A 25,390-nucleotide genomic window follows, 5' to 3' on the forward strand; every position below is an offset into this window, starting at 1 on the left:
TCCTGCACAAGGACGGAGGAGGACGAAATGCAAATACGTGTCGCTGAAACTCAAACACCGTTATGGGTGCAAGCCACTGAAGTAGTGAAAGAGAAGTTTCGAAGTTCTTATTCGGCATCCGTTGAACCGAACCCACAATACTTTGCGGTCACTCAGGATCAGGCTGATCGCATTCTTGCATGTGCCGGTATTACGTTTGCGGACCACCGCATTCTGTTTTCCGAGCAATACCTGACACAACCGATCGATGAAATCCTGTCCGAGCGTTTCGAAAAAACGATCGAGCGTTCGAATATTGTCGAGATCGGTAACCTGATTTCCCATCACCTTACGGCAGGAATGATTCTCGTTAATATGATTCCGCTGTTGTCCTGGTGCATGGGTGGGCATTACCTGTTGTGCACGGTTACGCCCCGCGTTCGGCAAATGATGGAAAGTTGCCAGATCGATTTCGAGCCGTTGCTGACCGCAGATCCCAACCGTCTGGCCGACGACGGCGGCAAGAACTGGGGAACCTATTATTCCAAGCTGCCGGTGACCGGTTTCATCCGGGTCGATCCGAAGCGTTCCCGTTTCGCGGCCATGACCCTCAATACCTCGTTCACTCAACTGCCCAGCGATTCCCTGGCGAGGGCGCAACCATGAGTGGCGGATTCATCGATCAATTGAAGCAGGCGTTGCACAGCGATCCCCAGGCCATTTGCGCGGTCGACTGGACGTCGGCCACCGAACGGGTGGAACTGACCTATGGCGAGCTGGAGCACCGGGCGCTGAACCTGGCGGCTGAGCTGCAACTGCGCTTCGCCAGCCCGGCCCATGGCGACCACGTGGTATTGGGGATCGCGACCCGTAACAGCAGCGATTGGCTGGTAGCCGACCTGGCCTGTCTGTTCGCCGGGATCACCGCGCTGCCGCTGCCCCTGGCGTTCAGTCAATCCCAGGCCGAACACCTGGCCGAACGCTGTGACGGCTTTCTGGTGGACGCTGTCGGGCAGCGGACATTGGCGCAACGCTGGAAGCTGAATTTTCCCGACAGCCGCCTGCGGCGCCTGAACGAGCCGGTGATCGAGCAGCCATTGCTGCATGCGCCGGAGGGTGATCGCGACTGGATCTGCAAGATCATTCATACGTCGGGCACCACCAGCCGGCCTAAAGGCGTGCGCTTGAGCACCCAGGCTGTCGGTGCGGTACTGGCGTCGCTGCGCGAGCGCATGCCGGTCGGTGCCCATCGTCGTTACCTATCGCTGGTGCCGCTGAGTCTGCTGCTTGAACAGGTCACCGCCGCCTACCTGCCGCTGCTGGCCGGTGGAACCGTGCATTTCCTGCCCCCGAGCGAAGCATTGCTCGGCGAACCCGGCGCTTCGCCACAACGTCTGGTCGACTGGATCCTGCAAGTCCAGCCAACGGCCCTGACGGTGCCGCCGGTCATGGTCAATCGTTTCCTCGAGCAACTGAACGACGGCGGCGAGCCGGGCGAGCGGCTGGGGCGTTACCTCAAGTCCGGTGCACATATCACCTGCGGTGGCGCGGCGGTGAGCATCGATGCACTGCGCGACCTGGCCGAGCAGGGTATCGAGGTGTACCAGGGCTATGGGCTGTCCGAGAACGCTTCGGTGGTCAGTGTGAACACCCGCGAACAGCAACGCCTGGGCAGCGTCGGCAAGCCGCTTCCCCATGTCCAGGTGCGCATCGGCGCCGACCAGACCATCGAGGTCAAGAGCAGCTCGCTGTTCAGCGGTTATTCGGGGACCGACCCCAGCGCATGCTCCATGTCTGGCGACGGCTGGATGGACACCGGTGACCTGGGGATGCTCGACGAAGACGGCTATCTCTATGTACACGGACGCAAGAAGAACGTGATCTGCCTGCCCAACGGCCGCAACGTCAGCCCAGAACAGGTCGAGCTGGAGTACCGCAAATACCCGGGCGTGCACGATGCCGCTGTGTTTTTCGACGAGCAGCACGGTCTGGTGGCGTTGTTGTGCGTCGAGTCGGCACCGCCCAGCGATGAGCTGGTGGCCTGGTCGAGCGGGCGTTTTTCCGATATCGAGCGGCCGAACCGGCTCTGGTTGTTGACCAAGGACGATCCGCTGATCGAGCAGCTCTACACCGTTACCGGCCGGCCGAAACGCGCCGATATCGCCACTGTTTTTTCCACTCTGCAAGGGAACGCATCCAATGAGCACACCTGCCTTTCACTTTGAAAACCCGGACGTCTCCATCGTCGACGCCCATCACTTCGCCAGCCTGGGCAAGGCTGAGCTGTACGAGCTGCTGGGGCACTACGGTGTCGTGCTGTTTCGCAACTGCATCCACAGCGCCGAGGACTTCAGCGCCTACGTCAAGCGCAACAGCTCCCGTTTGAGCCTGGATCCGGCCCGGGTCATGGTTGGCGGTGCGGCACAGTTGGTGGATGCCGGGCGCCAGGCTGTAGGGCTGCACTGCGAAAATGGCAACTCGCCGTTCTGGCCGGACATGACCTGGTTCTATTGCCAGGAAGCGCCGCGCAAGGGCTCGCAAACCACGATATGCGACGGTGAGAAGGTACTGGCGAAACTGTCCCCGGCCTGCCGCAGCTTTTTCGAAGAAAACCCGATTCGCTACAGCCGCACCGTGGCGGGGGAAAAGTGGCGCCGTCTGGTCTGCCATTACTCGCCGACCTTGTCGGACCCGGCGGCCGTGGTCATCGATGATCTGCTGCAGATCATCGGCGATGATCCGCAAACCCTGATTTCCTTCAACCCCTCCGACGATTCGATCCACTACGCCTTCAGCACCTCGGCGATCCTCACTTCCGCCTTCAGCCAGCGCCCGGCCTTTGCCAACAGCATCCTGGGACCGTCGTTCAATTACGAAGCGCCGGTGATCGACACGGTGAGCGGGCAGGCGATTCCAGCCCAGTTCCTGGCCGAGATCGCCGAAGTATCGGCCCAGTACACCGTTGCGGTGGGCTGGCGCGACCATGACGTGGTGATGATCGATAACCGTCGGGTCATGCACGGCCGTGAAACCATCGTCGACGACCGTCGGCGCATTTTCAACGCCCTGAGCTATCGCTGAGAGGTCCCATGAAAAACGATAACTATATTATTGGCGGGCAGTACGAGACCTACCTGGATGGCGAGGGCCGGCAGATCATCGACCTGACCGGCGGGTTCGGTTTCCAGGTGCCGGCGGTGATCGAGGCGGTGACTGGTCAGGCGCAGGTCATGGGCCTGTCCAATCGGGTGCTGATGTCCGAACCGCTGATTGCCTTGTGCCGCCGCCTGGCGGAGTTGCTGCCGGAGCCGTTGGTCAGTTCCTATGTGTGCAGCTCCGGTGACGAAGCCTTCGAAGGCGCTCTGAAGCTGTGCAAGGGCCTCAAGCCCAAGGGCAACACCATCGTGTTCGTCCAGGGCGGCGATTACGGCTCGCTGACTTACGGGCGTTGCCTCAATGCCACGCAGGGCGATCTGCCGGCGCAGGGTTTCCTGGGCTTCAAGCGGGTGGCCATTCGTCACCTTGCCGATCTGGACACGGTGGATTGGAGCGATTGCTTCGCGGTATGCCACAGCAACACCCGTCTCGATGCGAACGGTCGACTGCAGATGCTCGAGCCGGCGCTGGTCGAGCGCTTGCACGCCCGCGCGGCGCAGGCAACGGTACCGGTCATCGCCGTCGATACCCAGAGCTGCCTTGGCAGCCTGGGTACGCTGTTCGGTTTCCAGCGCTATCGCGCCGTGCCGGACATCGTCGTGCTAGGCGGTGCCCTGGGCGGCAGTGCGATCCCCATCGGCACCTATACCTGCAGCGAGCGCATGGCCTGGCAGGTCTACGGCCGCAGCAGCCCAGCCAAGCACGGCAGCACCACGGCCGGTAACCCAATGGCCTGCGTGGCGGCCCTGACCGCACTCGACTACGTGCAAAGCCACGACTCGCCCCGGCAATGCCAGGAGAACGGTCAGCGACTGGCACAGACCCTGGCGTCATTCGGTGCCGTGGCCGAAGGCGCCTGGGTCAGCCTGCCGCTGACCGACGACCTGCAACCGAGCGCGGTGTGCGAGGCGCTCTATGAAAAAGGCGTCTATGTCAGCGTTCCTCGCGGTCGCGAGTTGATCCTGCGTTGCCCGATCACCGCTCGTCCCGAACATATCCAACGTGCCGCAAACATCATCAAGGAGACGCTGAGCCATGTCCTTACTCAGGCCGCATGAACAACTGCTGGACGATTGCCAGCGGCACTGGAGCGCATCGGCAGCCAAGCTGTATCGCCTGGGCAAGACCACGGTCGAACAGGAAACCGATGGCATCCATGTCACCGACCACAACGGCAAGCGCTTCATCGACTGCGCATGCAGCTATGGGGTGTTCATCGTCGGGCACCGCAACCCGATGGTGCGCGAGCAGGTGCAGGCGCAGTTGAACCAACTGGCCTGGGTGCCGGAAGGCCGGCGCCATCCGCTGCAGGACAAATTGTCCGAGCGCCTGTGCCAGTTGGTGCCGGGGGAGTGGGGCGACGTGCAGTACATGGTGTCCGGCGCCGAAGCGGTGGAACAGAGCCTGCGCTATGCGATGCGGATCCAGCCGCATCGGCGCGGGATCGTGGTGATGAGTGGCTCCTACCACGGCAAGACGCTGGCGGCGATGAGCATTCTCGGCCAGCGCCAGAACCACAGCAGCTATGGCATCGACTCCCCGGAGGTCACCTGCGTGCCCTATGGCGATTTCGCCGCCCTGCAAAAAGCCGTGGGCGAGGGCGTGTGCGCCGTGTACGTCGAGCCGATCCTGGGCGGCGCACACCTGCAGGTACCTCCGGTGGGCTATATGGCCAACCTGCGGGCCTTGTGCGATGCCACCGGCACCCTGCTGGTGGCGGATGAAATCCAGACCGGTTTCGGTCGCTGCGGCAAATGGTTCGCCGTGCAGTATGACGACGTGGTGCCTGACATCATGATCCTCTCCAAGGGCCTAACCGGCGGCTACACCTCTTTCGCCTGTGCCATGTACAGCCAGCGCCTGGCCACTCAGTACCCGCTCAGCGAGATCGAGCCCGATACGCGTACCAATGGCGGGCACCCGGTGGCATGCGCTTCGGCGCTCGCGGCCATCGATTACATTGAACAGCACAACCTGGTGGAGCAGTCGCGGGTCAACGGCGGCTTGCTGCGTCATGGCCTGCAGCGCCTGGCGCTGCGTTATCCGCACATCGTCGAGGACGTGCCGGGTGTGGGCCTGATGACTGGCCTGCGTCTGCGCGGCTCGGTCTATGAAGCCCTGATGAGCATGGAACTGGGCAAGCGCGGTATTCATGCCGGGCATTCGATGAACGAGAAGGCCGAGCGCCCGGTGTTGCGCTTCTATCCGCCGCTGAACATTTCCTCCGACGCATTGCGTCATGTCCTGACGATGGTCGAAGAAGCCCTGGCCGCCATTGACCGACGCCCGGCGCTGGCGGTCAAGGCGTTCTCCCTGGTGGTGCGCAACATGTATCAGTTGCCCAACAAGTGGCTGCGCAGCAAGGAGGCGTCGTGAGCATGTTCAACCCCGATACGCTGACCTTGAGGGAAATGGCCGGCCTGCTGCGACGGGGCGTGCTGACCAGCGTCACGTTGCTGGAGTTCTACCTGCAGCGCATCGCCGAGCGTAACCGGCAGATCAATGCATTGATCCAGCTGGCTCCGGTGGAGGAACTGCGCCGCCAGGCGCGGGAGGCTGACGAAATGGCCCGCGTCGGGCAGATCAGCGGCCCGCTGCACGGCATTCCCATCACCATCAAGGATGTCCTTCATGTCCGCGGGTTCAAGATGTCCCGCGGGCTGGAGGAACTGCTGGGCGAGCCCAGCCAGCAGGACGCGACGGCCGTGGCCCGGCTTCGGCAGGCCGGCGCGATCATCCTGGGCATCAGCAACGTGCCCGAGCTGTGCATGGCCTTCGAAACCGAGAACCTGATCTATGGCCGCACCCTCAACCCCCACGACCTGCAACGCTCCGCCGGCGGCAGCAGTGGAGGGGAGGCGGCAGCCATCGCCGCCGGCTGCTCGCCGGCCGGCCTGGCATCCGATGCTTGCGGCAGTGTGCGCATTCCGGCCCATTTCAATGGCATCTGCGGCCTGAAGCTGACCCAGGGCCGGGTTCCGCTGACCGGCCAGTTCCCCAACGACCGCTCCGGGCTGTTCCACATGACTTCGGCCTTTGGCGTGATGGGGCGTTATGTGGATGACCTTGCCCTGCTCGGGCCGTTGATCAGCGGCGCCGACGGACATGATCCGGACACCGTCGATGTACCGTTCGCCGAAAGCGAGCCGCTGGCCAGCCTGCGCGTCGCGCTGTTCTCGGAGTCCAGCCGGACCCCGGTCAGCGCGGCGGTAAGCCAGGTGCTGCGACAGGTCGAGCGGTGCCTGGGCACGGTGGTGGCGCAAGTGAGCCCGGTGGCTCCGCCGATGCTCGAGGAGGCCTGCGATGTGCTGTGGCGGGTGTTCATCACCGGCGCCGACGCCGGGCGCGGCTGGCGGCAATTGTTCGACTCGATGAGCAAGCGTCGCTTCACACCGGCCATCGCCCAGTTGCTGGACATGAGCGAAACCGTGGAACTGACCGTGGATGAAGTCAAGCGCGACTGGATCGCGATCGACACGTTCCGCTATCAGCTGGCGAAGTTCTTCAAGCAGCATGACCTGTTCATCTGCCCGGTATTCCCGGACGTCGCGTTCCGGCATGGGGAGTCCCTGCAGGACCGCGATCGCTACGCCTTCGTCTTCCCGTTCAGCCTCAGCGGTTCGCCGGCGGTGGTGATCCGCGCCGGCACCGATCCCGTCACCGCAATGCCCATCGGCATCCAGATCGTCGGGCCCCACTGGCAGGAAGAGCGGTTGTTGGCGGTCGCGGCTTTCCTTGAACGGGAGCTGGAGCGCTGGAGCCCGGTTTCACCTACAGGCTCGGTATGATCGTACCGGCCTGGGACGATTTCAGGCCGTAACGGTTCTCGTGTTACGGCTTGAAATCACCAGCGCCAGCATCCCCGCACCCACCAGCGCAGCGCCGATGATCTCCAGGGCCATCGGTTGCTGCCTGAACCAGAACCAGTTGAGCAGCGTCACGAACAGCGTGTTGAGGTACACGTAGGAAATCACCGTTGACGGTGCGATCACCCCGATGGCCCGGTGCAACAGCCAGAACGTGGCGAGAGTGCCGAACAGCGCCAGGTAGACCAGCCAGCCAATATCCAGCGTCGACAGTTGCAAGCCGCTGCGCCAGCCGCCACTGAACAGGCAGAACACCAAGAGAAACAGCGAGCCGAACAGCATGTTCCAGAACGTCATCGCCACCGGATCCCGCCCTTGCAGTGCATTGGCCTTGAACCGCTGGCTGAGGGGCGAGTACAACGCCATCGCCAGGCAACCGGCACCAAAGACCAGCACCGGGTAGAGCGCGGGCATCTGCCCCGGCGCGGACCCCTTGAGTGTCAGCAACACCGCCCCGGCCGCCGCGATCAGCATGGGTAGCAAACGGCTCTTGAGGCTCGGGCTGGGCAACAGGAAAACTTCGAAGAACAACGTCATCAACGGCACCAGCGTGTACAACGTCGCCGTGTTGACCGCTGAGGTATAGCGCAATGCCTCGAAGAGCGAACCGAAGTAGGTCGCCAGTAGCAGGCCGAGCACGGCATGGGCCAGCAATCCCCTGGCGGTGATGGGCGAGGTGTTTTTCAACAGCAGCGGCGGCAGGAACATCAGGGCGGAAAACAGCAGCCGCAGGCCGGTAAGCAGAATCGGATCGATGGTCTGGCTGACCTGGGCCGCCGCGAAGAAGGACGAGGCGATCAGCATCGCCCAAATGAGCATGCCCCAGTGAGCGGCCGCAAAACCGACGTTTTTCATCAAGGTCTTATTCCTGTGTGTGCGTACTGGAATGTCATGATGGGCAAGTCCGTCGGCCGGTCATGGGTAAGGTTCGACAAAGACAGGGCCGCATTCATTGCGGCCCTTGTTCGTTGAGACGAGAGGAATCGGCCGCCTAGCTGATATGCCGCGCGTACTGCTTGGGATTGAAGCGCAACACCATCAGGATCATCAGTGCCATCACCGCGGTGAGCGACCACCAGGCCCATTCGAAGCTGCCCAGCTGATCCCGGATCATCCCGGCGATCAGCGGTGAAAGCCCGGCGATCAGATAGCCGATGCCTTGCACGAAGGCCGTCAGGCCGCCGGCCCGGCGCGGATTGTCCAGATGGTCGAGGGAGACGATCAGGCTCATCGGGAACAGGCCGCCGATACCCAGCCCCAACAGGCAAGGCCACAGCAGGCTGAAGCGTTCCGGGCTGAGGATCAGGCCACAGAAACCCGCCATGATCAGGGCCAGCAGGACGGCCAGCACCAGGCGCTTATCCTGGCTGCGGTTGGCGATGGCCGGGGTGACGAGGCCCGACAGGACTTCCATCGCCGTGAGGAACCCCAGTAACAGGCCGGCATGCTGCTCGCTCCAGCCTTTTTCCACGTAGTAAGGCGCCAGCCAGGCCAGCACACAGGTGTAGGAGGCGGTGCCCAAACCGAAGAAAATCGCCAGCAACCAGGCCCGGCCGTTGCTGAAAAACGACTCCTGGTTGCGGCTCGGTGCTTCGGGCAATGGAGTCACGGACGAGCGCTGGGCATACCAGCAGCCCAGGGCCACCAGCGCCAGGATCGCCCAGATGGCCAGGCCGATGCGCCAGCTACCGGTCTGCGACAGGACGAAGGGTGAAAATGACGCCGCAAGTGCCGCCCCGCCCATGATCGAGGTGACGTACAGCCCCATGAACAGCGAGACATTGTCGCTGTAGCGTGACTTGATCAGGGCCGGCATCACCGCCTGGATCAGGGCGATCCCCAACCCGGCCACCACGGCGCTGACGATCAGTTCGACGGCGCTGTCCAGGTACAGGCGCGACGCGGTGGCCAGGCCGATGATCAACAACGACAGTACGATCGTGCGGTGTTCGCCGATGCGCAGGGCAATGCGCATGCCCAGGAACATCGCCAGGCCCATGGCCATGACCGGCAACATGGTCAGCAGCGAGGCGGCGCTGAAACTCAACGGTACCTCGCCGCGAATGGCTGACAACAATGGCCCGACCGCGGCCATCGAGGGTCGCAGGTTCAGGGCTACCAATACCACGCTGACCATCAGCCAGACGGCGTGAGTACTTGAAGTTCGAACGTTTTCCATAACAGAGCCTTGACTGAGCAAAGCATCATTAGGGCTGGGGAGCGGCGGCGGGGGCAAACTGAAAACTGGCGGGCGGTATCGAAAAATTAGATGCGCCCGAAGGTGGGGCTGAGTACGGGGGCCAGCGCTGCTGACGCATCGCCGGCCTCTGATCGGCCTGGGCTCTGTACGAAAAGCCTTGATATTCGTTCAGGCTGCGTTGAAAACAGCCTCGGCATGCTCATGCGCGCCAGTACACTGCGCTTGCTCGGCTGATTTCGCCTTGCCCGACCTTCGAATCAAGACTTTTCATACAGAGCCTAGGCGTCTATTCCCGGGCTCAGCGTGCCCAGCCAGGCGACCAGCCCCAGGATGATCACTGCCACCGATAACTCCAGGGCCATGCTGCGCCTCAGGGCATTCACCGCCACACGATGCTCGCCGGTTTGCCTGGCCTGCTCCAGCAGTGGGCTCAGATGAAAGCGGTTCAGCGCGGCGAATGTCAGCATGGCCATGAACAGGCCGAGCTTGAGCGCCATCAACTGGCCATAGAGGCTGTCCGGAAGGATATCCAGCGTCGGGCCTACGATGAACAGGTAATTCACCGCACCGGTCATGCTGATGACCAGCACGATCACGGCCCCGGCGGTTTCGAAGCCGGTGAGCGTTCGAGCCAGCACCGACAGCCGATGTTCGGCCTGGCGCAGCAGCAGGACGAACGCGGCCAAGGCGCCGACCCAGGCCCCGGCGGCCCAGAGATGCAGGAAGTCGGTGATCAGATGCCAGGTCCGTCGTTCACCTTCATCCATGGCCCCATGACCGGCCCAGGCCAGTGTCGCAACGGCAGCACCCGCGGCCAGTGTGACCAGCCACAGGCTGGCGGTCGGCCAGCGCTTGCTTTGCGTCGCGGCGACAGTGGCCAGTATCAGCGCCAGGACCCGCAGGCTCCAGCTCGTGCCCACGTCAGTCTCCAGCACCATCATTTCGACATGCGGGCGCAGCTCCGCCCAGTCCGAAACGCCGCTCATGCTCCAGGCCATGCATAACATGCCGGCCATGGAAAGCAACACGCCCACCAGTGCCGTCGTCGCCAGGAGCCCCGCGAAAGGCAACACCTCGCCAGACCTGCGCTCCCGGCCCCGCAGGCCATAAAGGCCGAATGCCGCGAGCCCGAATAACAGCATCAGGTCCAGATACAGGGCCAGGCGCAGAGCGATGTTGATCAGTTCGAGATTGATCGAGTCGCTCAAGATCACTTCACCTTGAATGTGACGTTGCCGGTGATCGGGTGAGTGTCGGACGACACGGCGCGCCATTGGACCTGGTAGGTGCCCGCCGTGAGCGGGGTGTTCGGGGTGATGACCATCGTCTTGGGATCATCGCTGCCAGATACCTTGGCCGGCATCGCCATCGGCGAATGGGCCGACATGCCGGGCATCTCGGTCATCAACAGCTTGGCGCCGGAGAACTTCGTCATCAGGTTTTCGGAAAAATGCAGTTCGATTTTCGCTGGCGCCGGCCCCTGCGCGCCATCGGCGGGGTTGGAGGACAGCAGCTTGGGATGGGCCTGGGCCAGGCCGCTGCCCAACAGGCCAGCGGACAATGCGACGGTGATGACAGCGGTTTTGATCAATGACATGCAAGGACTCCTACAACGGTTTTTTCTGGTTTTTTGGGGGATCGAATGAGGTCAACCGATCAGAACCACAGGCGCACACCCAGGACCAGGCGCGCTTCGCTGCGGTCGTCGCCTTCTTCCCGGGCGTAGTCCGCGGTGTTGCCGTAGGCGCGGTTCCAGGTGACGCCGATGTAGGGGGCGAATTCGCGGCGGATCTCATAGCGCAGCCGCAGCCCCAGTTCGGTGTTCGACAAGCCTGAGCCTACCGCGCGGGCCGGATCGTCCTTGCCATGGAAGTTGGCTTCGGCGGTAGGCTGCAGGATCAGGCGGTTGGTCAACAGAATGTCGTAGTCGCCTTCCAGGCGTAGCCCGCTCTGGCCGTTTTCGCCGAGGTATGCCGTGGCCTGGGTTTCGAAGTTGTACAGTGCCATGCCCTGTAGGCCCAGGGCGGCCCAGGTCTGCGGCTCGCCCGGCTTGAAGTCCTGGCGCACGCCCGCCACCACGTCCCACCAGGGGCTGATGGCATGGCCCCAGAGGGCCTGGAGCTCGGCTTCCTCGGTCTTGCCATTGGTGCGTTCGCCTTCGGAGCGCAGCCACAACCGGTCGATATCGCCGCCGATCCAGCCGGAGGCGTCCCAGCTCACGGCGCTGCCCTCGTCGGCGTCCTGCCATTCCAGCTGGTTGACCAGGAAGAACGAGTTGAGTGCACTGTCATGCACCGCATGACCGCCGTGATCTTCATAGACCGCCGCACGGTCGGCCGCGCTCGGTTCGGGGATCGGCGTACGGCTGGTGGTGGGCGAATCCATCGACTGCATGCCCTGCATCGAATCCATGCCCTGCATCTGGCTGTGATCCATGCCTTGCATGTCGTGGCTCGCCGCCCAGGCGGGCGTGGCGATGCCCTGTGCCAGGCTGGCCATGAACATCATCGACACAAGGGGGTAATGAATGTGGGTGGTCATGATTCGGCTCCTCATTCCTGTACCCGGATTTCACGGAACATGCCCATTTCCATGTGAAAGAGCAGGTGGCAGTGATACGCCCAGCGTCCGAGGGCATCGGCGGTGACCCGATAACTGCGCCTGGAGCCCGGTGGCACGTCGAGGGTGTGTTTACGCACCATGAACTGGCCGTCTTCATCCTCCAGGTCGCTCCACATGCCATGCAGGTGGATGGGGTGAGTCATCATGGTGTCGTTGACCAGTACGATGCGCAGTCGCTCGCCGTACTTGAACAGCAACGGCGCAGCGTCCGAGAACTTCACGCCGTTGAATGACCAGACGAATTTCTCCATGTGGCCGGTCAGGTGCAATTCAATGGTGCGGCCCGGTTCGCGACCGTCCGGATCGGGGAAGGTACTGCGAAGGTCCGCATAGGTCAGTACCCTGCGGCCGTTGTTGCGCAGGCCCATGCCGGGGTCGTCGAGCTTGGGCTTGACGCTCATGGCCTGCATGTCCACCAGCGGGTTGTCTTTTTCCGACGCAGGATGGGTGGGCATATCGCCCATGCCTGGCATGGCGCCGTGATCCATCATGGGCATTTCACTGTGATCCATGCCTTGCATGGAGCCGTGGTCCATTGCTGGCATCTGGCTGTGATCCATGCCTTGCATCGATCCATGGTCCATGGCGCCCATGCTGCCATGATCCATGCCGCCCATGCCCATGTCGTCCATGGTGACCAGCGGCCGAGGGTCCAGCGGCGGCACCGGGGCCGCGAGTCCGGGTCGGGCCGCCAGGGTGCCACGGGCATACCCGGTGCGGTCCATCGATTGGGCGAATAGCGTATAGGCCTGTTCGGTCGGCTCGATGATGACGTCATAGGTCTCGGCCACGGCAATCCGGAATTCGTCGACTTGCACCGGGTTGACGTACTGGCCGTCGGAAGCGACCACCGTCATTTTCAGGCCAGGGATGCGTACGTCGAAGTAGGTCATGGACGAACCATTGATCAAGCGCAGGCGAATCCGCTCGCCGGGCTTGAACAGACCGGTCCAGTTCATGTCCGGCGCCTGGCCGTTCATCAGGTAGGTGTAGGTGGCGCCACTGACGTCCGCCAGGTCGGTGGGGTTCATTTTCATTTCAGCCCACATCTTGCGATCGGCCACGGTGGCGCCCCAGCCTTTGCTGGCGACATCGTCGATAAAGTCGCCCACGGTGCGTTTGTTGTAGTTGTAATAGTCCGACTGCTTCTTGAGCTTGCGAATGACGTCGGCGGGGTCTTCATCGGTCCAGTCGCTGAGCATTACCACGTAGTCGCGCTCGTACTGGAAGGGCTCGGGTTCCCGGGCATCGATGACCAGCGGGCCATAGACCCCGGACTGTTCCTGGAAGCCGGAATGACTGTGGTACCAGTAGGTGCCGTTCTGACGGACCTTGAATTGGTAGACGTACTGGCCGTCGGGTTCGATGCCCTTGAAGCTCAACCCTGGAACACCGTCCATGTTGGCCGGCAGGATGATGCCGTGCCAGTGAATGGATGTGGTGTCCTTCAAGCGGTTGCGTACCCGCAGGGTCACGGTGTCGCCTTCGCGCCAGCGCAGCAGCGGGCCGGGGATGCCGCCGTTGATGGTCTGGGCGGTACGAGGGTGGCCGGTGAAATTGACCGGGCTTTCGCCAATGAACAGGTCGAATTCGGTGCCGCTCAGTACATTGGGTTGGTCAGGGCCGGTCAGTGCCCAGACAGGCGCGCGCCACAGGCCCAGGCCACCGAGGATGCCGCCAGCGGTCAAGCCCTTTACGAAGGTTCGTCGGGAGGTGTTCGTTTGCATCGATAAATGTCCGTCCGTCGATTCGCAACGTGCCCGGGGAGCATTTCCCCGTGCAGATCTGAAGGTAACGATGACACAGGCGAGCGGGGCGAGTGATTACATTTCAGTCAGGTTGACGCGGCCCTCGTTCGCCTGCGGCAGGGCGTCGAGGACGCGCCGGAGCGTACCGGCCGGACGTCGATCAGAATGATCTTTTGCATCGACCGGATATTCTGTAGCCTTGCCGGCTTCACGCTGTCCCGTGCCTGATTGATACCCACTTTCCCGGCGGTACCCGAGTGGTCCGGAGCCGGGTGTATACTCGACTTTCGCGCGAACGCGCTTGCAGGTCTTGCGAACATGACGCAAATTTCCGAACGCCTTCTAGTCCAGGCCCATCTCGATGCCAAACAGCCCAAGCCGCTGAGCGCCGAGCAGGAGGCCTGGTACCGCGCCGCCATCGCCGCCGAGCTCAAGGCTCAGGACGCGGTGCTGGTTGCCCACTTCTACTGCGACCCGATCATCCAGGCCCTGGCCGAGGAGACTGGGGGCTGCGTATCCGATTCCCTGGAAATGGCCCGCTTCGGCAACGCCCACCCGGCCAAGACCGTGGTGGTGGCCGGGGTCAAGTTCATGGGGGAAACCGCCAAGATCCTCAACCCCGAAAAACGCGTATTGATGCCGACGCTGGAGGCCACCTGTTCCCTGGACCTGGGCTGCCCGGTGGAAGAATTCTCGGCGTTCTGCGACCAGCACCCGGAGCGTACCGTGGTGGTGTATGCCAACACCTCGGCGGCGGTCAAGGCGCGTGCCGACTGGGTCGTGACTTCCAGTTGTGCCCTGGAAATCGTCGAGAGCCTGATGGACAACGGCGAGACGATCATCTGGGGCCCGGACAAGCACCTGGGGACCTATATCCAGCGCAAGACCGGCGCCGATATGCTGCTCTGGGACGGGGCCTGCATCGTCCACGAGGAATTCAAGTCCAAGCAACTGGAGGATATGAAGGCCCTTTATCCGGACGCCGCGATCCTGGTGCATCCGGAGTCGCCGACTTCGGTCATCGAGTTGGCGGACGCCGTGGGCTCCACCAGCCAGTTGATCGCGGCGGCCCAGAGCCTGCCGAACAAGACACTGATCGTCGCGACCGACCGGGGTATCTTCTACAAGATGCAGCAGTTGTGCCCGGACAAGGTCTTCATCGAGGCCCCTACCGCCGGGAACGGCGCGGCCTGCCGCAGTTGTGCGCATTGCCCATGGATGGCGATGAATACCCTGGAGCGTACCCTCAAGAGCCTGCAGGAAGGCACCAACGAGATCTTCGTCGACCCGGCGTTGATCCCCCAGGCCATTCGCCCGCTCAAGCGCATGCTGGATTTCACCCAGGCAGCGCGGATGAAACTGGCGGGGAATGCTTGAGGCACTGAAGAGTATTTTGAGACTTGCGAGGTTTTTTGTGGCGAGGGGAGTTATCCCTGTAGGGCTGCGAAGCAGCCCTACAGCCTGACACCACGGCGTATCAGGATGAACAAATTGGGCCGCTTCGCGACCCAGCGGGGATAAATCCCCTCGCCACAATGTATTTCAATCCGCTGACACGGTGTTTTTTTACTTCGTCTTCTTGGGAATCCGCACCAATTGCGTATCCGAGTAGATGTCATGCCAGCTGCGCTTGTGCTTGTCGAACAACGACCAGATGAAGCCCAGCCCCACCAGCAGCAACGAAGCAATCGACACCACGAACCGCAGCAATGCCTGCCACAGGCTGATGGCTGTGCCATCGGCGTTCTGTACCCGGATGCCCCACACCTGCATGCCCAGGGTCTGGCCGTTATGGGTCCAGAATTTGGCGAAGAAGCCGAACAGCGCGAACAGCAGCACGGTGGACAGCAGCGGGTCGCCGTCCAGCGCGCCGGCCTCGGTAAGGGCGCGCATTTTTTCTTCGCCGATGATGCTCATCTGGATCATCTTGTAGATGCCGCTGGTGACGATCAGCAGGGCCGTGCACAACAGGAAGTCATAGAACATCGCGGCCAGGCGACGACCCAGGCCGACGGGAGGGAAGTCACCCTGAGGGGTGAGCAGGTGTTTCGACATGACGGCCTCGAACCGAAAAAGAAGCCATTCTACGGATTTACGTCCATAAAAAAGCCCCTGATATCAATCAGGGGCTTTTTGGTTTGCGAAAGCCTCAGGCCTCGGCAATAACCTCGTCAGCTTGCATGCCTTTCTGGCCTTGCACGGCAACGAAGGTGACCTTCTGGCCTTCTTTCAGGCTCTTGAAGCCGTTGCCCTGGATGGCGCGGAAATGTACGAACAGATCCGGACCGCTCTCAGGAGTGATAAAACCAAAACCCTTTTCGTCGTTGAACCACTTGACGGTACCGCTCTGACGCTGAGACATTTTCTTATTTCCTTTGACGCTAAATTAATGACAGCCTCTTTCACATGAAAGAGTACTGGGGCTGGGTTGCAGGAAAGTAAGAGACGTCGAACGGGATGTAGCGAACTTCATAGGCTACTGCCCAGGTCACGATTCCAAGCGACCCATGCAAACACAGTGACCAAACTCTACGCCAACTACCGACAAAAAAACAACCCCCTCTCAAAGGCACGGATTTCCTGAGTCTTGCGCTATTTGCGCGCTTCGCCAGCCTGGGCTTAGTCGATAGTCTGGTTCAATTGTTTGTCGCTGTTATAACGCTTGCCCAGTAAGTAATAAATGCACCTTTTTATGGCGGTTGCGTTACACATTAGTGCACGGATAACGCAACCACGTTACTTATAGAAACAGTCAATCAGCCACGGTAGTAGCGTTGTGGAACGAATGGCATTTTGCTTACAAGCAAAGGCACCTTTTTACCGCGCACGATGGCCCAGACCGGCGTGTCCAGTGCGACATAGGCGCTGTCCAGATAACCCATTGCCAACGGACCACCCAGGGTAGGGCCGAAACCGCCGCTGCAGACGGTACCGATGATCTCGCCGGCCTCGTTGACGATCTCCGCGCCTTCGCGCACCGGTGTGCGTTCCTGGGGCAACAGGCCGACACGTTTGCGGCTTACGCCATTGCGTTGCTGGGCGAACACGGTGTCAGCGCCCGGGAAGCCTCCCGCGCGAGCGCCATCGGCACGCCGGACCTTGGAAATGGCCCAGAGCAGGCTGGCCTCTACCGGTGTGGTCTGGGTGTCCATGTCATGGCCATAGAGGCACAGACCAGCTTCCAGGCGCAGGGAGTCGCGGGCACCGAGGCCGATGGCGGCCACTTCCGGTTCGGCCAGCAGGGCGCGGGCCAGTTTTTCCGATTCGGCGGCGGGTACGGAGATCTCAAACCCGTCCTCGCCGGTGTAGCCCGAACGGCTGACAAAGCACTCCACGCCCAGCAGCGTGACACGCTGGAACTGCATGAAGGTCATCTTTGCCACTTCCGGCGCCAGGCGGGCGAGCACGGTTACGGCGGCTGGGCCTTGCAGGGCGAGCAGGGCACGGGCTTCGAACAGCGGTTCGATGCTGCACTGGTCGCCGATGTGGGCACGCAGGTGGGCCAGGTCCTGGTCCTTGCAGGCGGCATTGACCACCAGGAACAGTTCGTCGTTGCCCAGGTTGGCGACCATCAGGTCGTCGAGGATGCCGCCATTCTCGTTGGTGAACATGGCATAGCGCTGCATGCCCACCGGCAGGTCGACGATGTCCACCGGCACCAGGGTTTCCAGGGCCTGGGCGGCACCCGTGCCGGTCAGGCGGATCTGGCCCATGTGGGACACGTCGAACAACCCGGCCTGGTCTCGGGTGTGCTGGTGTTCCTTCATCACGCCCAGTGGGTACTGCACCGGCATGTCGTAGCCGGCGAACGGCACCATGCGGGCGCCGAGTTCGAGGTGCAGGGCATGCAGCGGGGTTTTCAATAGTGGTTCGGTGGACATATCGGCTCCTGGAAAAAATGAAGAGGGGCGCGCAACACGCATCAGCATTCGATGATGTTGACCGCCAGACCGCCGCGGGCGGTCTCCTTGTATTTGCTTTTCATGTCGGCGCCGGTCTGGCGCATGGTGCGGATGACTTTATCGAGAGAGACGAAGTGATGGCCGTCGCCGCGCATGGCCATGCGTACGGCGTTGATGGCTTTCACCGAGCCCATGGCGTTGCGCTCGATGCAGGGCACCTGCACCAGGCCTCCGATGGGGTCGCAAGTCAGGCCGAGGTTGTGTTCCATGCCGATTTCGGCGGCATTCTCCACTTGCTGTACGGTACCGCCCAGCACTTCGCACAGGGCGCCGGCCGCCATGGAGCAGGCCACGCCGACTTCACCCTGGCAGCCGACCTCGGCACCGGAGATGGACGCGTTCTCCTTGTAGAGGATGCCGATGGCGGCTGCAGTCAACAGGAACCGCACCACGCCATCCTCGTTGGCCCCGGGAATGAAGCGCATGTAGTAATGCAGCACGGCCGGGATGATCCCTGCCGCCCCGTTGGTCGGGGCGGTGACGACGCGTCCGCCATAGGCGTTCTCCTCGTTGACCGCCAGGGCATAGAGGTTGACCCAGTCCAGCACCGACAGCGGGTCGCGCAGGGCGGCTTCGGGGTTCTTGCACAACTGGCGGTGCAACGCCGCGGCCCGGCGCTTGACCTTCAGCCCCCCCGGCAGGATCCCTTCGTTGCGGCACCCGGCCGCCACGCAATCCTGCATCACCTGCCAGATCTTCAGCAGGCCGGCGCGGGTCTCGGCTTCGGGGCGCCAGGCGCTTTCGTTGGTCAGCATCACCTGGCTGATGGACAGGCCATAGGTGCTGCAATGGCCCAGCAGGTCCTTCGCGCTCTTGAACGCAAACGTCAGTGGCGTGGCATCTTCGACGATACGGTCGGCGCCGGCGGCGTCCTCGTCCACGACGAAACCACCCCCCACCGAGTAATATTCGCGGCTGCGCACTTGCAGGCCCGCGGCATCGAAGGCGCGGAAGATCATGCCGTTGGGGTGGTACGCCAAGGGCTTGCGAATCATCGCCAGGTGCAGTTTTTCATTGAAATCGATGGGGTGCTGGCCCAGCAGGTTCAAGCGCCCGTTGCTGCGGATCTCCTGCAGACGGGCAGTCACGGTTTCGGTATCCACCGTATCCGGATGTTCACCCTCCAGGCCCAGCAGCACGGCCTTGTCGCTGCCGTGGCCCTTGCCGGTGGCACCGAGGGATCCGTACAGCTCCACCTTGACGCTGGTGATGGTCTCGAGCAGGTCATCACGGCGCAACCCCTCGACGAAACGGGCAGCGGCACGCATCGGGCCGACCGTATGGGAACTGGAAGGGCCGATACCGATCTTGAACAGGTCGAACACGCTTAACGACATGGTGTTTCTCCGGTTTCTTTTTATGAGGATCGACGGTTATGAATGGGGGCACAGGCTCCTTTGTGAAAGCGAGCAAGCTCGCTCCCACAAAGCAGATGTGGTTTCCTTGAGAAAGTGACCTTCCACAAGGTTCGCGGTGTTCTCGAGAGGGGCGAGCAAACCCGCCCCCCAGGTCAAGCGTAGCTTTCGATCGACGGGCAGGCGCAAACCAGGTTGCGGTCGCCGAAGACGTTGTCGACCCGGCCTACCGGCGGCCAGTATTTGCCTTCGATCAACGAGGCCACCGGGTAGACCGCCTGTTCGCGGCTGTAGAGGTGGGTCCATTCGCCGACCAGCTCCGCCGCGGTGTGCGGGGCGTTCTTCAGCGGGTTGTCGTCCTTGTCCAGGCTGCCGTTTTCCACCGCGCGGATTTCTTCGCGGATGCAGATCATGGCGTCGCAGAAGCGGTCCAGTTCTTCCTTGGATTCGCTTTCGGTCGGCTCGATCATCAAGGTGCCGGCCACCGGGAAGGACATGGTCGGGGCGTGGAAACCGAAGTCGATCAGGCGCTTGGCCACGTCATCGACACTGATGCCGCTGCTGTCCTTGAGCGGACGCAGGTCAAGGATGCATTCGTGGGCCACCAGGCCGTTGCTGCCGGAGTAGAGCACCGGGTAATGCTCTTCCAGGCGACGAGCGATGTAGTTGGCGTTGAGGATCGCCAGTTGCGACGCGCGCTTGAGGCCGGCGCCACCCATCATGCGGATGTACATCCAGGTGATCGGCAGGATGCTCGCGCTGCCGAACGGCGCCGCGCACACCGCGCCTTCCTTGCGCTCCATGTTGGCATGGCCCGGCAGGAACGGTGCCAGGTGCGACTTGACGCCGATCGGGCCGACGCCCGGGCCGCCACCGCCGTGAGGGATGCAGAAGGTCTTGTGCAGGTTCAGGTGCGACACGTCGCCGCCGAACTTGCCCGGGGCGCAGAGGCCGACCATGGCGTTCATGTTGGCGCCATCGATGTACACCTGGCCGCCGTTGTCATGGATGATCCCGCAGATTTCGCGGATGCCTTCTTCGAACACACCGTGGGTGGACGGGTAGGTGATCATCAGCGCGGCGAGGTGTTCGCGGTGCTCGATGGCCTTGGCCCGCAGGTCTTCGATGTCGACGTTGCCGCGGGCATCGCAGGCGGTGACCACGACGCGCATGCCGGCCATGTTGGCGGTGGCCGGGTTGGTGCCGTGGGCCGAGGATGGGATCAGGCAGATGTCGCGACGTTCTTCGCCGCGGCTCTGGTGATAGGCACGGATCGCCAGCAGGCCGGCGTATTCACCCTGGGAACCGGCGTTGGGTTGCAGCGACACGGCGTCGTAGCCGGTGGCGGCGCAGAGCATGGCTTCCAGTTCGGACGTCAGCTGCTGGTAGCCGGCGCTCTGCTCGGCCGGGGCGAACGGATGCAGGGCGCCGAACTCGGCCCAGGTCACCGGGATCATCTCGCTGGCGGCGTTGAGCTTCATGGTGCAGGAACCCAACGGGATCATGGTGCGATCCAGGGCCAGGTCCTTGTCGGCGAGCTTGCGCAGGTAACGCATCAGCTCGGTTTCGGAATGGTAGCGGTTGAATACCGGGTGGCTGAGGATTGCCGATTGGCGCACCAGCTCGGCCGGGATACGGCTTTGCACGGTGGCGGCCAGGGCCGCGAAGTCCGGCAGGGCCTTGCCGTCGGCCAGCAGGCTCCACAGCGCTTCGACATCAGCCTGGCTGGTGGTCTCGTCCAGGGACAGACCCAGGCGCTGCGCGTCCACCACGCGCAGGTTGATGCGTTGGGCGCGGGCCTTGTCGTGCAGGGCGGCGGTCTGTGCGCCGGTGTGCAGGGTCAGGGTGTCGAAGAAGCTCTCTTGCTCCACGCTCAAGCCCAGCGCGCCCAGGCCCTTGGCGAGGATCGCGGTGAGGTGATGGATGCGGTTGGCGATTTGCGTCAGGCCCTTGGGGCCGTGGTAAACGGCGTACATGCTGGCGATGTTGGCCAGCAGGACCTGGGCGGTGCAGATGTTGCTGGTGGCTTTTTCGCGGCGGATATGTTGCTCGCGGGTCTGCATGGCCAGGCGCAGGGCCGGCTTGCCGAAACGGTCCACGGAAACGCCCACCAGGCGGCCCGGCATGTCGCGCTTGAAGGCATCCTTGGTGGAGAAGTAGGCCGCGTGCGGGCCGCCGAAGCCCAGCGGCACGCCGAAGCGCTGGGCGCTGCCGATGGCCACGTCGGCGCCGAACTCGCCCGGGGCGGCCAGCAGGGTCAGGGCCAGCAGGTCGGCCGCAACCGCCACCAGGGCATTGGCGGCGTGGAAGCGTTCGGTCAGTTCGCGGTAGTCGAACAGATCACCGTTGCTAGCCGGGTATTGCAGCAGCGCACCGAAGAACGGGCTGACGTCGGTCAGTTCGTGCTCATCGCCTACCACCACGTCGATGCCCAGGGGCTCGGCACGGGTACGCAGCACGTCGAGGGTCTGCGGGTGGCAATGGCGCGAGGCGAAGAAAGCGTTGCTGCCCTTGTTCTTGCTCAGGCGCTTGCAGAAGGTCATGGCCTCGGCGGCGGCGGTGGCTTCGTCCAGCAGGGAGGCGTTGGCGATAGGCAGGCCGGTGAGGTCGCTGATCAGGGTCTGGAAGTTCAGCAGCGCTTCGAGACGGCCTTGGGAAATTTCCGGCTGGTATGGGGTATAGGCGGTGTACCAGGCGGGGTTTTCCAGCAGGTTGCGCAGGATCGGCGCCGGCGTGTGGCAGTTGTAGTAGCCCTGGCCGATGTAGGTCTTGAACAACTGGTTCTTGCCGGCAATGGCCTTGATCGAAGCCAGTGCCTCGGCTTCGCTCTGGCCGTCGCCCATGTCCAGCACGCTGGTGCCCTTGATGCTTTCAGGGATGACACTGGCGCTCAGGGCTTCCAGGGAGTCGTAGCCCAGGCGCTCGAGCATGGCTTTTTCGTCGCTGGCTCGCGGGCCGATGTGGCGAGCGATGAATTCGTTGGCGGTGCCCAGATGGATGGTCATGTCGTGGTTCCTCAGGCTTGGGCGTTGGCTTTGATCAGGCGGTCGTACGCATCCTGATCCAACAGCTTAGCCATTGCGTCGGCGTCGGTCGGTTTAAAGCGGAAGAACCAGCCTTCGCCCATCGGGTCTTCGTTGACCAGTTCCGGGCTGGCGTCGAGTTTGTCGTTCACTTCCAGCACTTCACCGTCCAGAGGCATGTACACACCACTGGCGGCCTTGACCGATTCTACCGTGGAGGCCTCGGCGCCCTTTTCATAGGACTGCAATTCAGGCAGTTGCACAAAAACCACGTCCCCCAATGCATTCTGCGCGAAAGCGGTAATGCCGACGGTAACGCTGCCATCGGCTTCGGCACGCAGCCATTCGTGATCTTCAGTGAAACGCAACTCGCTCATGGAAACTCCTGGGGCCAGATTCGTCTGGTGGACGCGAAGGAAGGCGCGGGGCTTGGCCCGGCCGAATGGCTATACCCTTAGCAAGAATGCGGCCAATATGGATAAGTGCTTGTAAATCAATGGTTTGATCGGATCTTTCAGAACGGGAATCCCCTCGTCTGTAGCGAAATCGCTACAGCTATGAGGTGCAATAAAAACGTTGTGGGATCAAAGCCTTGCGCAGCGCAGATTAGCGAAGGGTGTAGCGATATCGTTCCGCTGTAGCGCTTTCAGTACAGATGGAGGTCGTTTTTGGCTTGATTCTGAACGCAACGCTGGCCCATGGAACACCCAAAAAGTCAGGTGGTTGTCCACCTTCTCGGGGGGCCGTCACCTTGTGGAAGCGAGCTTGCTCGCGATAGCGGCGGATCGGTTTGCACAGCAGTGACTGGCAGTCCCCATCGCGAGCAAGCTCGCTCCCCCAGGGTCTACGGCTTGTTGGAAATCCCGTACTTGCGCAACCGATGGGCAATCGCGGTATGGGAGGTTTGCAAGCGGCTGGCGAGTTGGCGGGTGGAGGGGTAGTTGACGTAGAGGCTTTCGAGCAACTGTTTTTCGAAGGTTTCCACGGCCTGTTCCAGACTTTCGACTTCCACGTCGCCCTGACGCGCGACGGAGGTGCCGGCGATGTCCAGGTCGCCGATGTCCACCAGGCTGCTTTCGCAGATAGCCGCGGCGCGGAAAATCACGTTCTGCAGTTGCCGGACGTTGCCCGGCCAGCGGTTGCCCAGCAGCGCCGGGTACGTCCCCGGAGCCAGGCGACAGACCGGACGCTGGATCTGCGCACAGGCCTGCTGCATGAAATAGCGCGCCAGCAGCAGGATGTCCTGGCCACGTTCGCGCAGGGGCGGGACTTCGACGTTGAGCACGTTCAGGCGATAGAACAGGTCTTCGCGGAACGAGCCTTCGCTGACCATCTTCTCCAGGTTGCGATGGGTGGCGCTGAGGATGCGTACGTTGACCTTGATTTCCCGGTCGCCCCCGACCCGGCGGAAGCTGCCGTCGTTCAGGAATCGCAGCAACTTGGCTTGCAGGTACGGTGACATTTCGCCGATTTCATCCAGGAATACCGTGCCCTGGTTCGCCAATTCCATCAGCCCGGGCTTGCCGCCCCGTTGCGCACCGGTGAAGGCGCCGGGGGCATAGCCGAACAGTTCGCTTTCAGCCAGGTTTTCCGGCAGGGCGGCGCAGTTCAAGGCCAGGAACGGCGCGCTGTGGCGGGCACTGATGGCGTGGCAGGCCCGGGCCACCAGCTCTTTGCCGGTACCGGTTTCGCCCTGGATCAGCAGCGGTGCATCCAGGGCCGCCACCCGCTGGGCCCGGGCCTTGAGGGTCCGGATCGCCGGGGATTCGCCCAGCAGCGCATCGAAGCCTTCGGCATGGTCGTGGTGCAGCGCCGACAGGCGTTCACCGATGCGATTGGGCTGATACAGCGTCAGCAGCGCCCCCGCGTCGGTGATGGGCGTGGCGTCCAGCAGCAGCGTCTGGCCGTTGAGGGTGACTTCCCGCAGTGGCAGGCGGAACCCGTTTTCCAACAGGGCGCCCAGCAGCGCTTCATCGCCGAACAGCCCGGCCACGCTCTTGCCGGTGGGGTCACGTCCGTACAGGGCGATCAATGCCGGGTTGGCCAGCAATACATTGCCGGCGCTGTCCAGTGCCAGCACCGGGTCGGTCATGGCGGCCAGCAGGGCGTCGAGCTGCAGGTGCCGGCGCTGGCCGGGCAGGATATCCACCACGGTGACCGACTGCACGCCCCGCACGGCAAACAGCGCCTCGCGCAATTCATCCAGCACTTGCGGGCTGAGGGTCGGCGCATCGATGTAGACGTTGGGCGGCACCATCTCTACCGCATCCAGATTGAGATTGCGCCCACCGAGCAACGCCAGGACTTCCTGGGTGATGCCGACGCGGTCGATGAAGCTGACGTGGATGCGCATGGGGCGGTTTCGGGTTCTGGACGACGAAGGGTGGCAAGTATGCCTTGGGGCGGGCTATTGGTGAAATCCTGGTGCGAGGCTTGAAGCTGTACAGCGATTCCCTCTGGGAGCGAGCTTGCTCGCGATGGCTGTCAGCCAGTTAACAAAGGGGTGGCTGACACGCCGCCATCGCGAGCAAGCTCGCTCCCCCACAAAGGCTCCCGCGGATGATGGTTACAACCCCATATCCCACTCTGGATCCTCGGGAAACTTCAGTACCAGGAAATCCACCAGGCTGCGCAGCGCCGACGGCATGTGCTTGCGTGAGGCATACACCGCATACATGGCCATCTGACGAGGTTCGGCGTGAGGCAGCAGGCGGATCAGCTCGCCGCTGCGGATATGAGTGCCGGCCTGGTAGCTGGGCAGCATGGCCACGCCGGCGCCTGCCATGGTGACCCGCAGCAGCGTGCTGGCTTCGTTGGTGCAGATGTTGCCTTGCACCGGTACCGAAACCTGCTCGCCGTCCTGCTCGAAATGCCAGAGGCTCTTGCCCACATAGGAGTGGGTCAGGCAGTTGTGCCCGCTCAAGTCTTCGACCCGCTGCGGTGCCGGGTGGTCGCGCAGGTAGGCGGGCGAGGCGCAGATCACCGAGCGACAGACCGTGAGGCGCCGGGCGATCAGGTTCGGGTCCAGGTCGTTGCTCATGCGGATGGCCAGGTCGATACGCTCGTCCACCAGGTTCACGGTGCGATCGAGCAATTGCAGGTCGACTTTCACGCCAGGGTATCGCTTGACGTATTCGACCAGGGCCCCGGCCAGTTGGGCCTGGCCGAACGAGGGGCTGGCGCTGATGCGCAGCATGCCCCGGGGCACGTCGTCGGGTGTGCTGACCGCCGCTTGCATGTCGCCAGAGAGTTCCAGCATCTGCCGACAGCGCGGCAGGATCTCCGTCCCCGCGGCCGTCAGGCTGAGCTTGCGGGTGGTGCGGTGCATCAAGCGGGCACCCACCCAGTCCTCCAGTTCCGCCAGGTAGCGCGACACCACCGGGCGCGACAGCTCCAGGTGATCCGCCGCTGCCGACTGGCTGCCCAGGTCCACCACCGTGACGAACACCCGCATTGCTTGTAGACGATCCATGATTTGC

General features: G+C 62.7%; 21 protein-coding genes. 7 read left to right on the forward strand and 14 right to left on the reverse strand.

From position 1 onward, the window contains the following. The first annotated feature begins 27 nt into the window (after nucleotides 1–27). Genes BW992_RS13220 through BW992_RS13245 form a run of 6 tightly spaced genes read left to right on the forward strand, consistent with a single transcriptional unit; the run spans nucleotide 28 to nucleotide 6,923 of the window. Nucleotides 28–645, forward strand: a complete 618-nt coding sequence (locus BW992_RS13220) for a thermostable hemolysin (RefSeq protein WP_072395101.1) — start codon at nucleotides 28–30, stop codon at nucleotides 643–645. Continuing rightward, the gene (locus BW992_RS13225) at nucleotides 642–2,204 is read left to right on the forward strand and encodes an AMP-binding protein (protein ID WP_072458743.1); all 1,563 of its coding nucleotides are present in this window, start codon (nucleotides 642–644) and stop codon (nucleotides 2,202–2,204) included. Before BW992_RS13220 ends, BW992_RS13225 begins: the two co-directional genes overlap by 4 nt. After that, nucleotides 2,179–3,060 (forward strand): TauD/TfdA family dioxygenase, encoded by an 882-nt coding sequence (locus tag BW992_RS13230; RefSeq protein ID WP_072395097.1) that lies wholly within the window; start codon nucleotides 2,179–2,181, stop codon nucleotides 3,058–3,060. Before BW992_RS13225 ends, BW992_RS13230 begins: the two co-directional genes overlap by 26 nt. 8 nt (nucleotides 3,061–3,068) lie before the next feature. After that, the gene (locus tag BW992_RS13235) at nucleotides 3,069–4,193 is read left to right on the forward strand and encodes an aminotransferase class III-fold pyridoxal phosphate-dependent enzyme (RefSeq protein ID WP_072395095.1); all 1,125 of its coding nucleotides are present in this window, start codon (nucleotides 3,069–3,071) and stop codon (nucleotides 4,191–4,193) included. Continuing rightward, entirely contained in the window at nucleotides 4,171–5,511 is a 1,341-nt protein-coding gene (locus BW992_RS13240) for an aspartate aminotransferase family protein (RefSeq protein WP_072395093.1), read from the forward strand. Before BW992_RS13235 ends, BW992_RS13240 begins: the two co-directional genes overlap by 23 nt. A gap of 2 nt (nucleotides 5,512–5,513) precedes the next feature. Next, entirely contained in the window at nucleotides 5,514–6,923 is a 1,410-nt protein-coding gene (locus tag BW992_RS13245) for an amidase (protein WP_072395091.1), read from the forward strand. Between the two features lie 21 nt (nucleotides 6,924–6,944). On the opposite strand, the gene BW992_RS13250 is transcribed toward BW992_RS13245, so the two are convergent. The 6 genes from BW992_RS13250 to BW992_RS13275 form a co-directional block, all read right to left on the reverse strand. Beyond that, nucleotides 6,945–7,856, reverse strand: a complete 912-nt coding sequence (locus tag BW992_RS13250) for a DMT family transporter (protein WP_072395089.1) — start codon at nucleotides 7,854–7,856, stop codon at nucleotides 6,945–6,947. Between the two features lie 136 nt (nucleotides 7,857–7,992). Continuing rightward, nucleotides 7,993–9,180: a cyanate transporter gene (locus BW992_RS13255; RefSeq protein WP_072431875.1), complete on the reverse strand. Its 1,188-nt coding sequence runs from the start codon at nucleotides 9,178–9,180 to the stop codon at nucleotides 7,993–7,995. A gap of 299 nt (nucleotides 9,181–9,479) precedes the next feature. Then, the gene (gene copD / locus BW992_RS13260; protein WP_072431874.1) at nucleotides 9,480–10,409 is read right to left on the reverse strand and encodes a copper homeostasis membrane protein CopD; all 930 of its coding nucleotides are present in this window, start codon (nucleotides 10,407–10,409) and stop codon (nucleotides 9,480–9,482) included. 2 nt (nucleotides 10,410–10,411) lie between these two features. Continuing rightward, nucleotides 10,412–10,798, reverse strand: coding sequence for a copper homeostasis periplasmic binding protein CopC (copC, locus tag BW992_RS13265; RefSeq protein ID WP_072395083.1), 387 nt, complete (start codon nucleotides 10,796–10,798; stop codon nucleotides 10,412–10,414). Between the two features lie 59 nt (nucleotides 10,799–10,857). Further along, nucleotides 10,858–11,709 carry a copper resistance protein B gene (locus BW992_RS13270; RefSeq protein WP_371128598.1) on the reverse strand — a complete coding sequence of 284 codons (852 nt, stop codon included), beginning with the start codon at nucleotides 11,707–11,709 and terminating at the stop codon, nucleotides 10,858–10,860. A 44-nt stretch (nucleotides 11,710–11,753) separates the two neighbouring features. Next, nucleotides 11,754–13,550 carry a copper resistance system multicopper oxidase gene (locus tag BW992_RS13275; protein WP_076406380.1) on the reverse strand — a complete coding sequence of 599 codons (1,797 nt, stop codon included), beginning with the start codon at nucleotides 13,548–13,550 and terminating at the stop codon, nucleotides 11,754–11,756. A gap of 339 nt (nucleotides 13,551–13,889) precedes the next feature. Between BW992_RS13275 and nadA the strand changes: the two genes are divergently transcribed. Further along, nucleotides 13,890–14,948, forward strand: coding sequence for a quinolinate synthase NadA (gene nadA, locus BW992_RS13280; RefSeq protein ID WP_072431872.1), 1,059 nt, complete (start codon nucleotides 13,890–13,892; stop codon nucleotides 14,946–14,948). Nucleotides 14,949–15,137: 189 nt separating this feature from the next. Here nadA and BW992_RS13285 read toward each other — a convergent pair whose 3' ends face one another. The 8 genes from BW992_RS13285 to BW992_RS13320 form a co-directional block, all read right to left on the reverse strand. Continuing rightward, nucleotides 15,138–15,626, reverse strand: a complete 489-nt coding sequence (locus tag BW992_RS13285) for an RDD family protein (protein ID WP_072395075.1) — start codon at nucleotides 15,624–15,626, stop codon at nucleotides 15,138–15,140. A 94-nt stretch (nucleotides 15,627–15,720) separates the two neighbouring features. Beyond that, on the reverse strand, nucleotides 15,721–15,933 hold the full coding sequence (locus BW992_RS13290) for a cold-shock protein (RefSeq protein WP_011335634.1): 213 nt from the start codon (nucleotides 15,931–15,933) through the stop codon (nucleotides 15,721–15,723). Between the two features lie 394 nt (nucleotides 15,934–16,327). Continuing rightward, entirely contained in the window at nucleotides 16,328–17,452 is a 1,125-nt protein-coding gene (gcvT, locus tag BW992_RS13295) for a glycine cleavage system aminomethyltransferase GcvT (RefSeq protein ID WP_076406383.1), read from the reverse strand. A gap of 41 nt (nucleotides 17,453–17,493) precedes the next feature. After that, the gene (locus tag BW992_RS13300; RefSeq protein ID WP_072395071.1) at nucleotides 17,494–18,870 is read right to left on the reverse strand and encodes an L-serine ammonia-lyase; all 1,377 of its coding nucleotides are present in this window, start codon (nucleotides 18,868–18,870) and stop codon (nucleotides 17,494–17,496) included. A 173-nt stretch (nucleotides 18,871–19,043) separates the two neighbouring features. After that, a complete protein-coding gene (gene gcvP, locus BW992_RS13305) occupies nucleotides 19,044–21,893 on the reverse strand; it encodes an aminomethyl-transferring glycine dehydrogenase (RefSeq protein WP_076406384.1) in 2,850 nt (949 codons plus the stop codon). A gap of 11 nt (nucleotides 21,894–21,904) precedes the next feature. Next, the gene (gene gcvH, locus BW992_RS13310) at nucleotides 21,905–22,288 is read right to left on the reverse strand and encodes a glycine cleavage system protein GcvH (protein WP_072395067.1); all 384 of its coding nucleotides are present in this window, start codon (nucleotides 22,286–22,288) and stop codon (nucleotides 21,905–21,907) included. 467 nt (nucleotides 22,289–22,755) lie between these two features. Beyond that, complete coding sequence (locus tag BW992_RS13315; RefSeq protein ID WP_072395066.1) at nucleotides 22,756–24,264, reverse strand: sigma-54-dependent transcriptional regulator; 1,509 nt, start codon at nucleotides 24,262–24,264, stop codon at nucleotides 22,756–22,758. 213 nt (nucleotides 24,265–24,477) lie between these two features. Beyond that, nucleotides 24,478–25,383 (reverse strand): LysR family transcriptional regulator, encoded by a 906-nt coding sequence (locus tag BW992_RS13320; RefSeq protein ID WP_076406386.1) that lies wholly within the window; start codon nucleotides 25,381–25,383, stop codon nucleotides 24,478–24,480. Between the last annotated feature and the right edge of the window lie 7 nt (nucleotides 25,384–25,390).

This window comes from Pseudomonas sp. 7SR1, from assembly GCF_900156465.1.
Lineage (GTDB): Bacteria > Pseudomonadota > Gammaproteobacteria > Pseudomonadales > Pseudomonadaceae > Aquipseudomonas.

Bases quoted from the DNA above. Each gene is read 5' to 3' on its own strand.
- BW992_RS13220 (WP_072395101.1), top strand. From the start codon at position 28: ATGCAAATACGTGTCGCTGAAACTCAAACACCGTTATGGGTGCAAGCC.
- BW992_RS13300 (WP_072395071.1), bottom strand. From the start codon at position 18,870: ATGTCGTTAAGCGTGTTCGACCTGTTCAAGATCGGTATCGGCCCTTCC.
- gcvH (WP_072395067.1), bottom strand. From the start codon at position 22,288: ATGAGCGAGTTGCGTTTCACTGAAGATCACGAATGGCTGCGTGCCGAA.
- BW992_RS13320 (WP_076406386.1), bottom strand. From the start codon at position 25,383: ATGGATCGTCTACAAGCAATGCGGGTGTTCGTCACGGTGGTGGACCTG.
- BW992_RS13275 (WP_076406380.1), bottom strand. From the start codon at position 13,550: ATGCAAACGAACACCTCCCGACGAACCTTCGTAAAGGGCTTGACCGCT.
- nadA (WP_072431872.1), top strand. From the start codon at position 13,890: ATGACGCAAATTTCCGAACGCCTTCTAGTCCAGGCCCATCTCGATGCC.
- BW992_RS13225 (WP_072458743.1), top strand. From the start codon at position 642: ATGAGTGGCGGATTCATCGATCAATTGAAGCAGGCGTTGCACAGCGAT.
- BW992_RS13235 (WP_072395095.1), top strand. From the start codon at position 3,069: ATGAAAAACGATAACTATATTATTGGCGGGCAGTACGAGACCTACCTG.
- gcvT (WP_076406383.1), bottom strand. From the start codon at position 17,452: ATGTCCACCGAACCACTATTGAAAACCCCGCTGCATGCCCTGCACCTC.
- BW992_RS13255 (WP_072431875.1), bottom strand. From the start codon at position 9,180: ATGGAAAACGTTCGAACTTCAAGTACTCACGCCGTCTGGCTGATGGTC.
- copC (WP_072395083.1), bottom strand. From the start codon at position 10,798: ATGTCATTGATCAAAACCGCTGTCATCACCGTCGCATTGTCCGCTGGC.
- BW992_RS13285 (WP_072395075.1), bottom strand. From the start codon at position 15,626: ATGTCGAAACACCTGCTCACCCCTCAGGGTGACTTCCCTCCCGTCGGC.
- BW992_RS13240 (WP_072395093.1), top strand. From the start codon at position 4,171: ATGTCCTTACTCAGGCCGCATGAACAACTGCTGGACGATTGCCAGCGG.
- gcvP (WP_076406384.1), bottom strand. From the start codon at position 21,893: ATGACCATCCATCTGGGCACCGCCAACGAATTCATCGCTCGCCACATC.
- BW992_RS13245 (WP_072395091.1), top strand. From the start codon at position 5,514: ATGTTCAACCCCGATACGCTGACCTTGAGGGAAATGGCCGGCCTGCTG.
- BW992_RS13290 (WP_011335634.1), bottom strand. From the start codon at position 15,933: ATGTCTCAGCGTCAGAGCGGTACCGTCAAGTGGTTCAACGACGAAAAG.
- BW992_RS13230 (WP_072395097.1), top strand. From the start codon at position 2,179: ATGAGCACACCTGCCTTTCACTTTGAAAACCCGGACGTCTCCATCGTC.
- BW992_RS13250 (WP_072395089.1), bottom strand. From the start codon at position 7,856: ATGAAAAACGTCGGTTTTGCGGCCGCTCACTGGGGCATGCTCATTTGG.
- BW992_RS13270 (WP_371128598.1), bottom strand. From the start codon at position 11,709: ATGATGTTCATGGCCAGCCTGGCACAGGGCATCGCCACGCCCGCCTGG.
- BW992_RS13315 (WP_072395066.1), bottom strand. From the start codon at position 24,264: ATGCGCATCCACGTCAGCTTCATCGACCGCGTCGGCATCACCCAGGAA.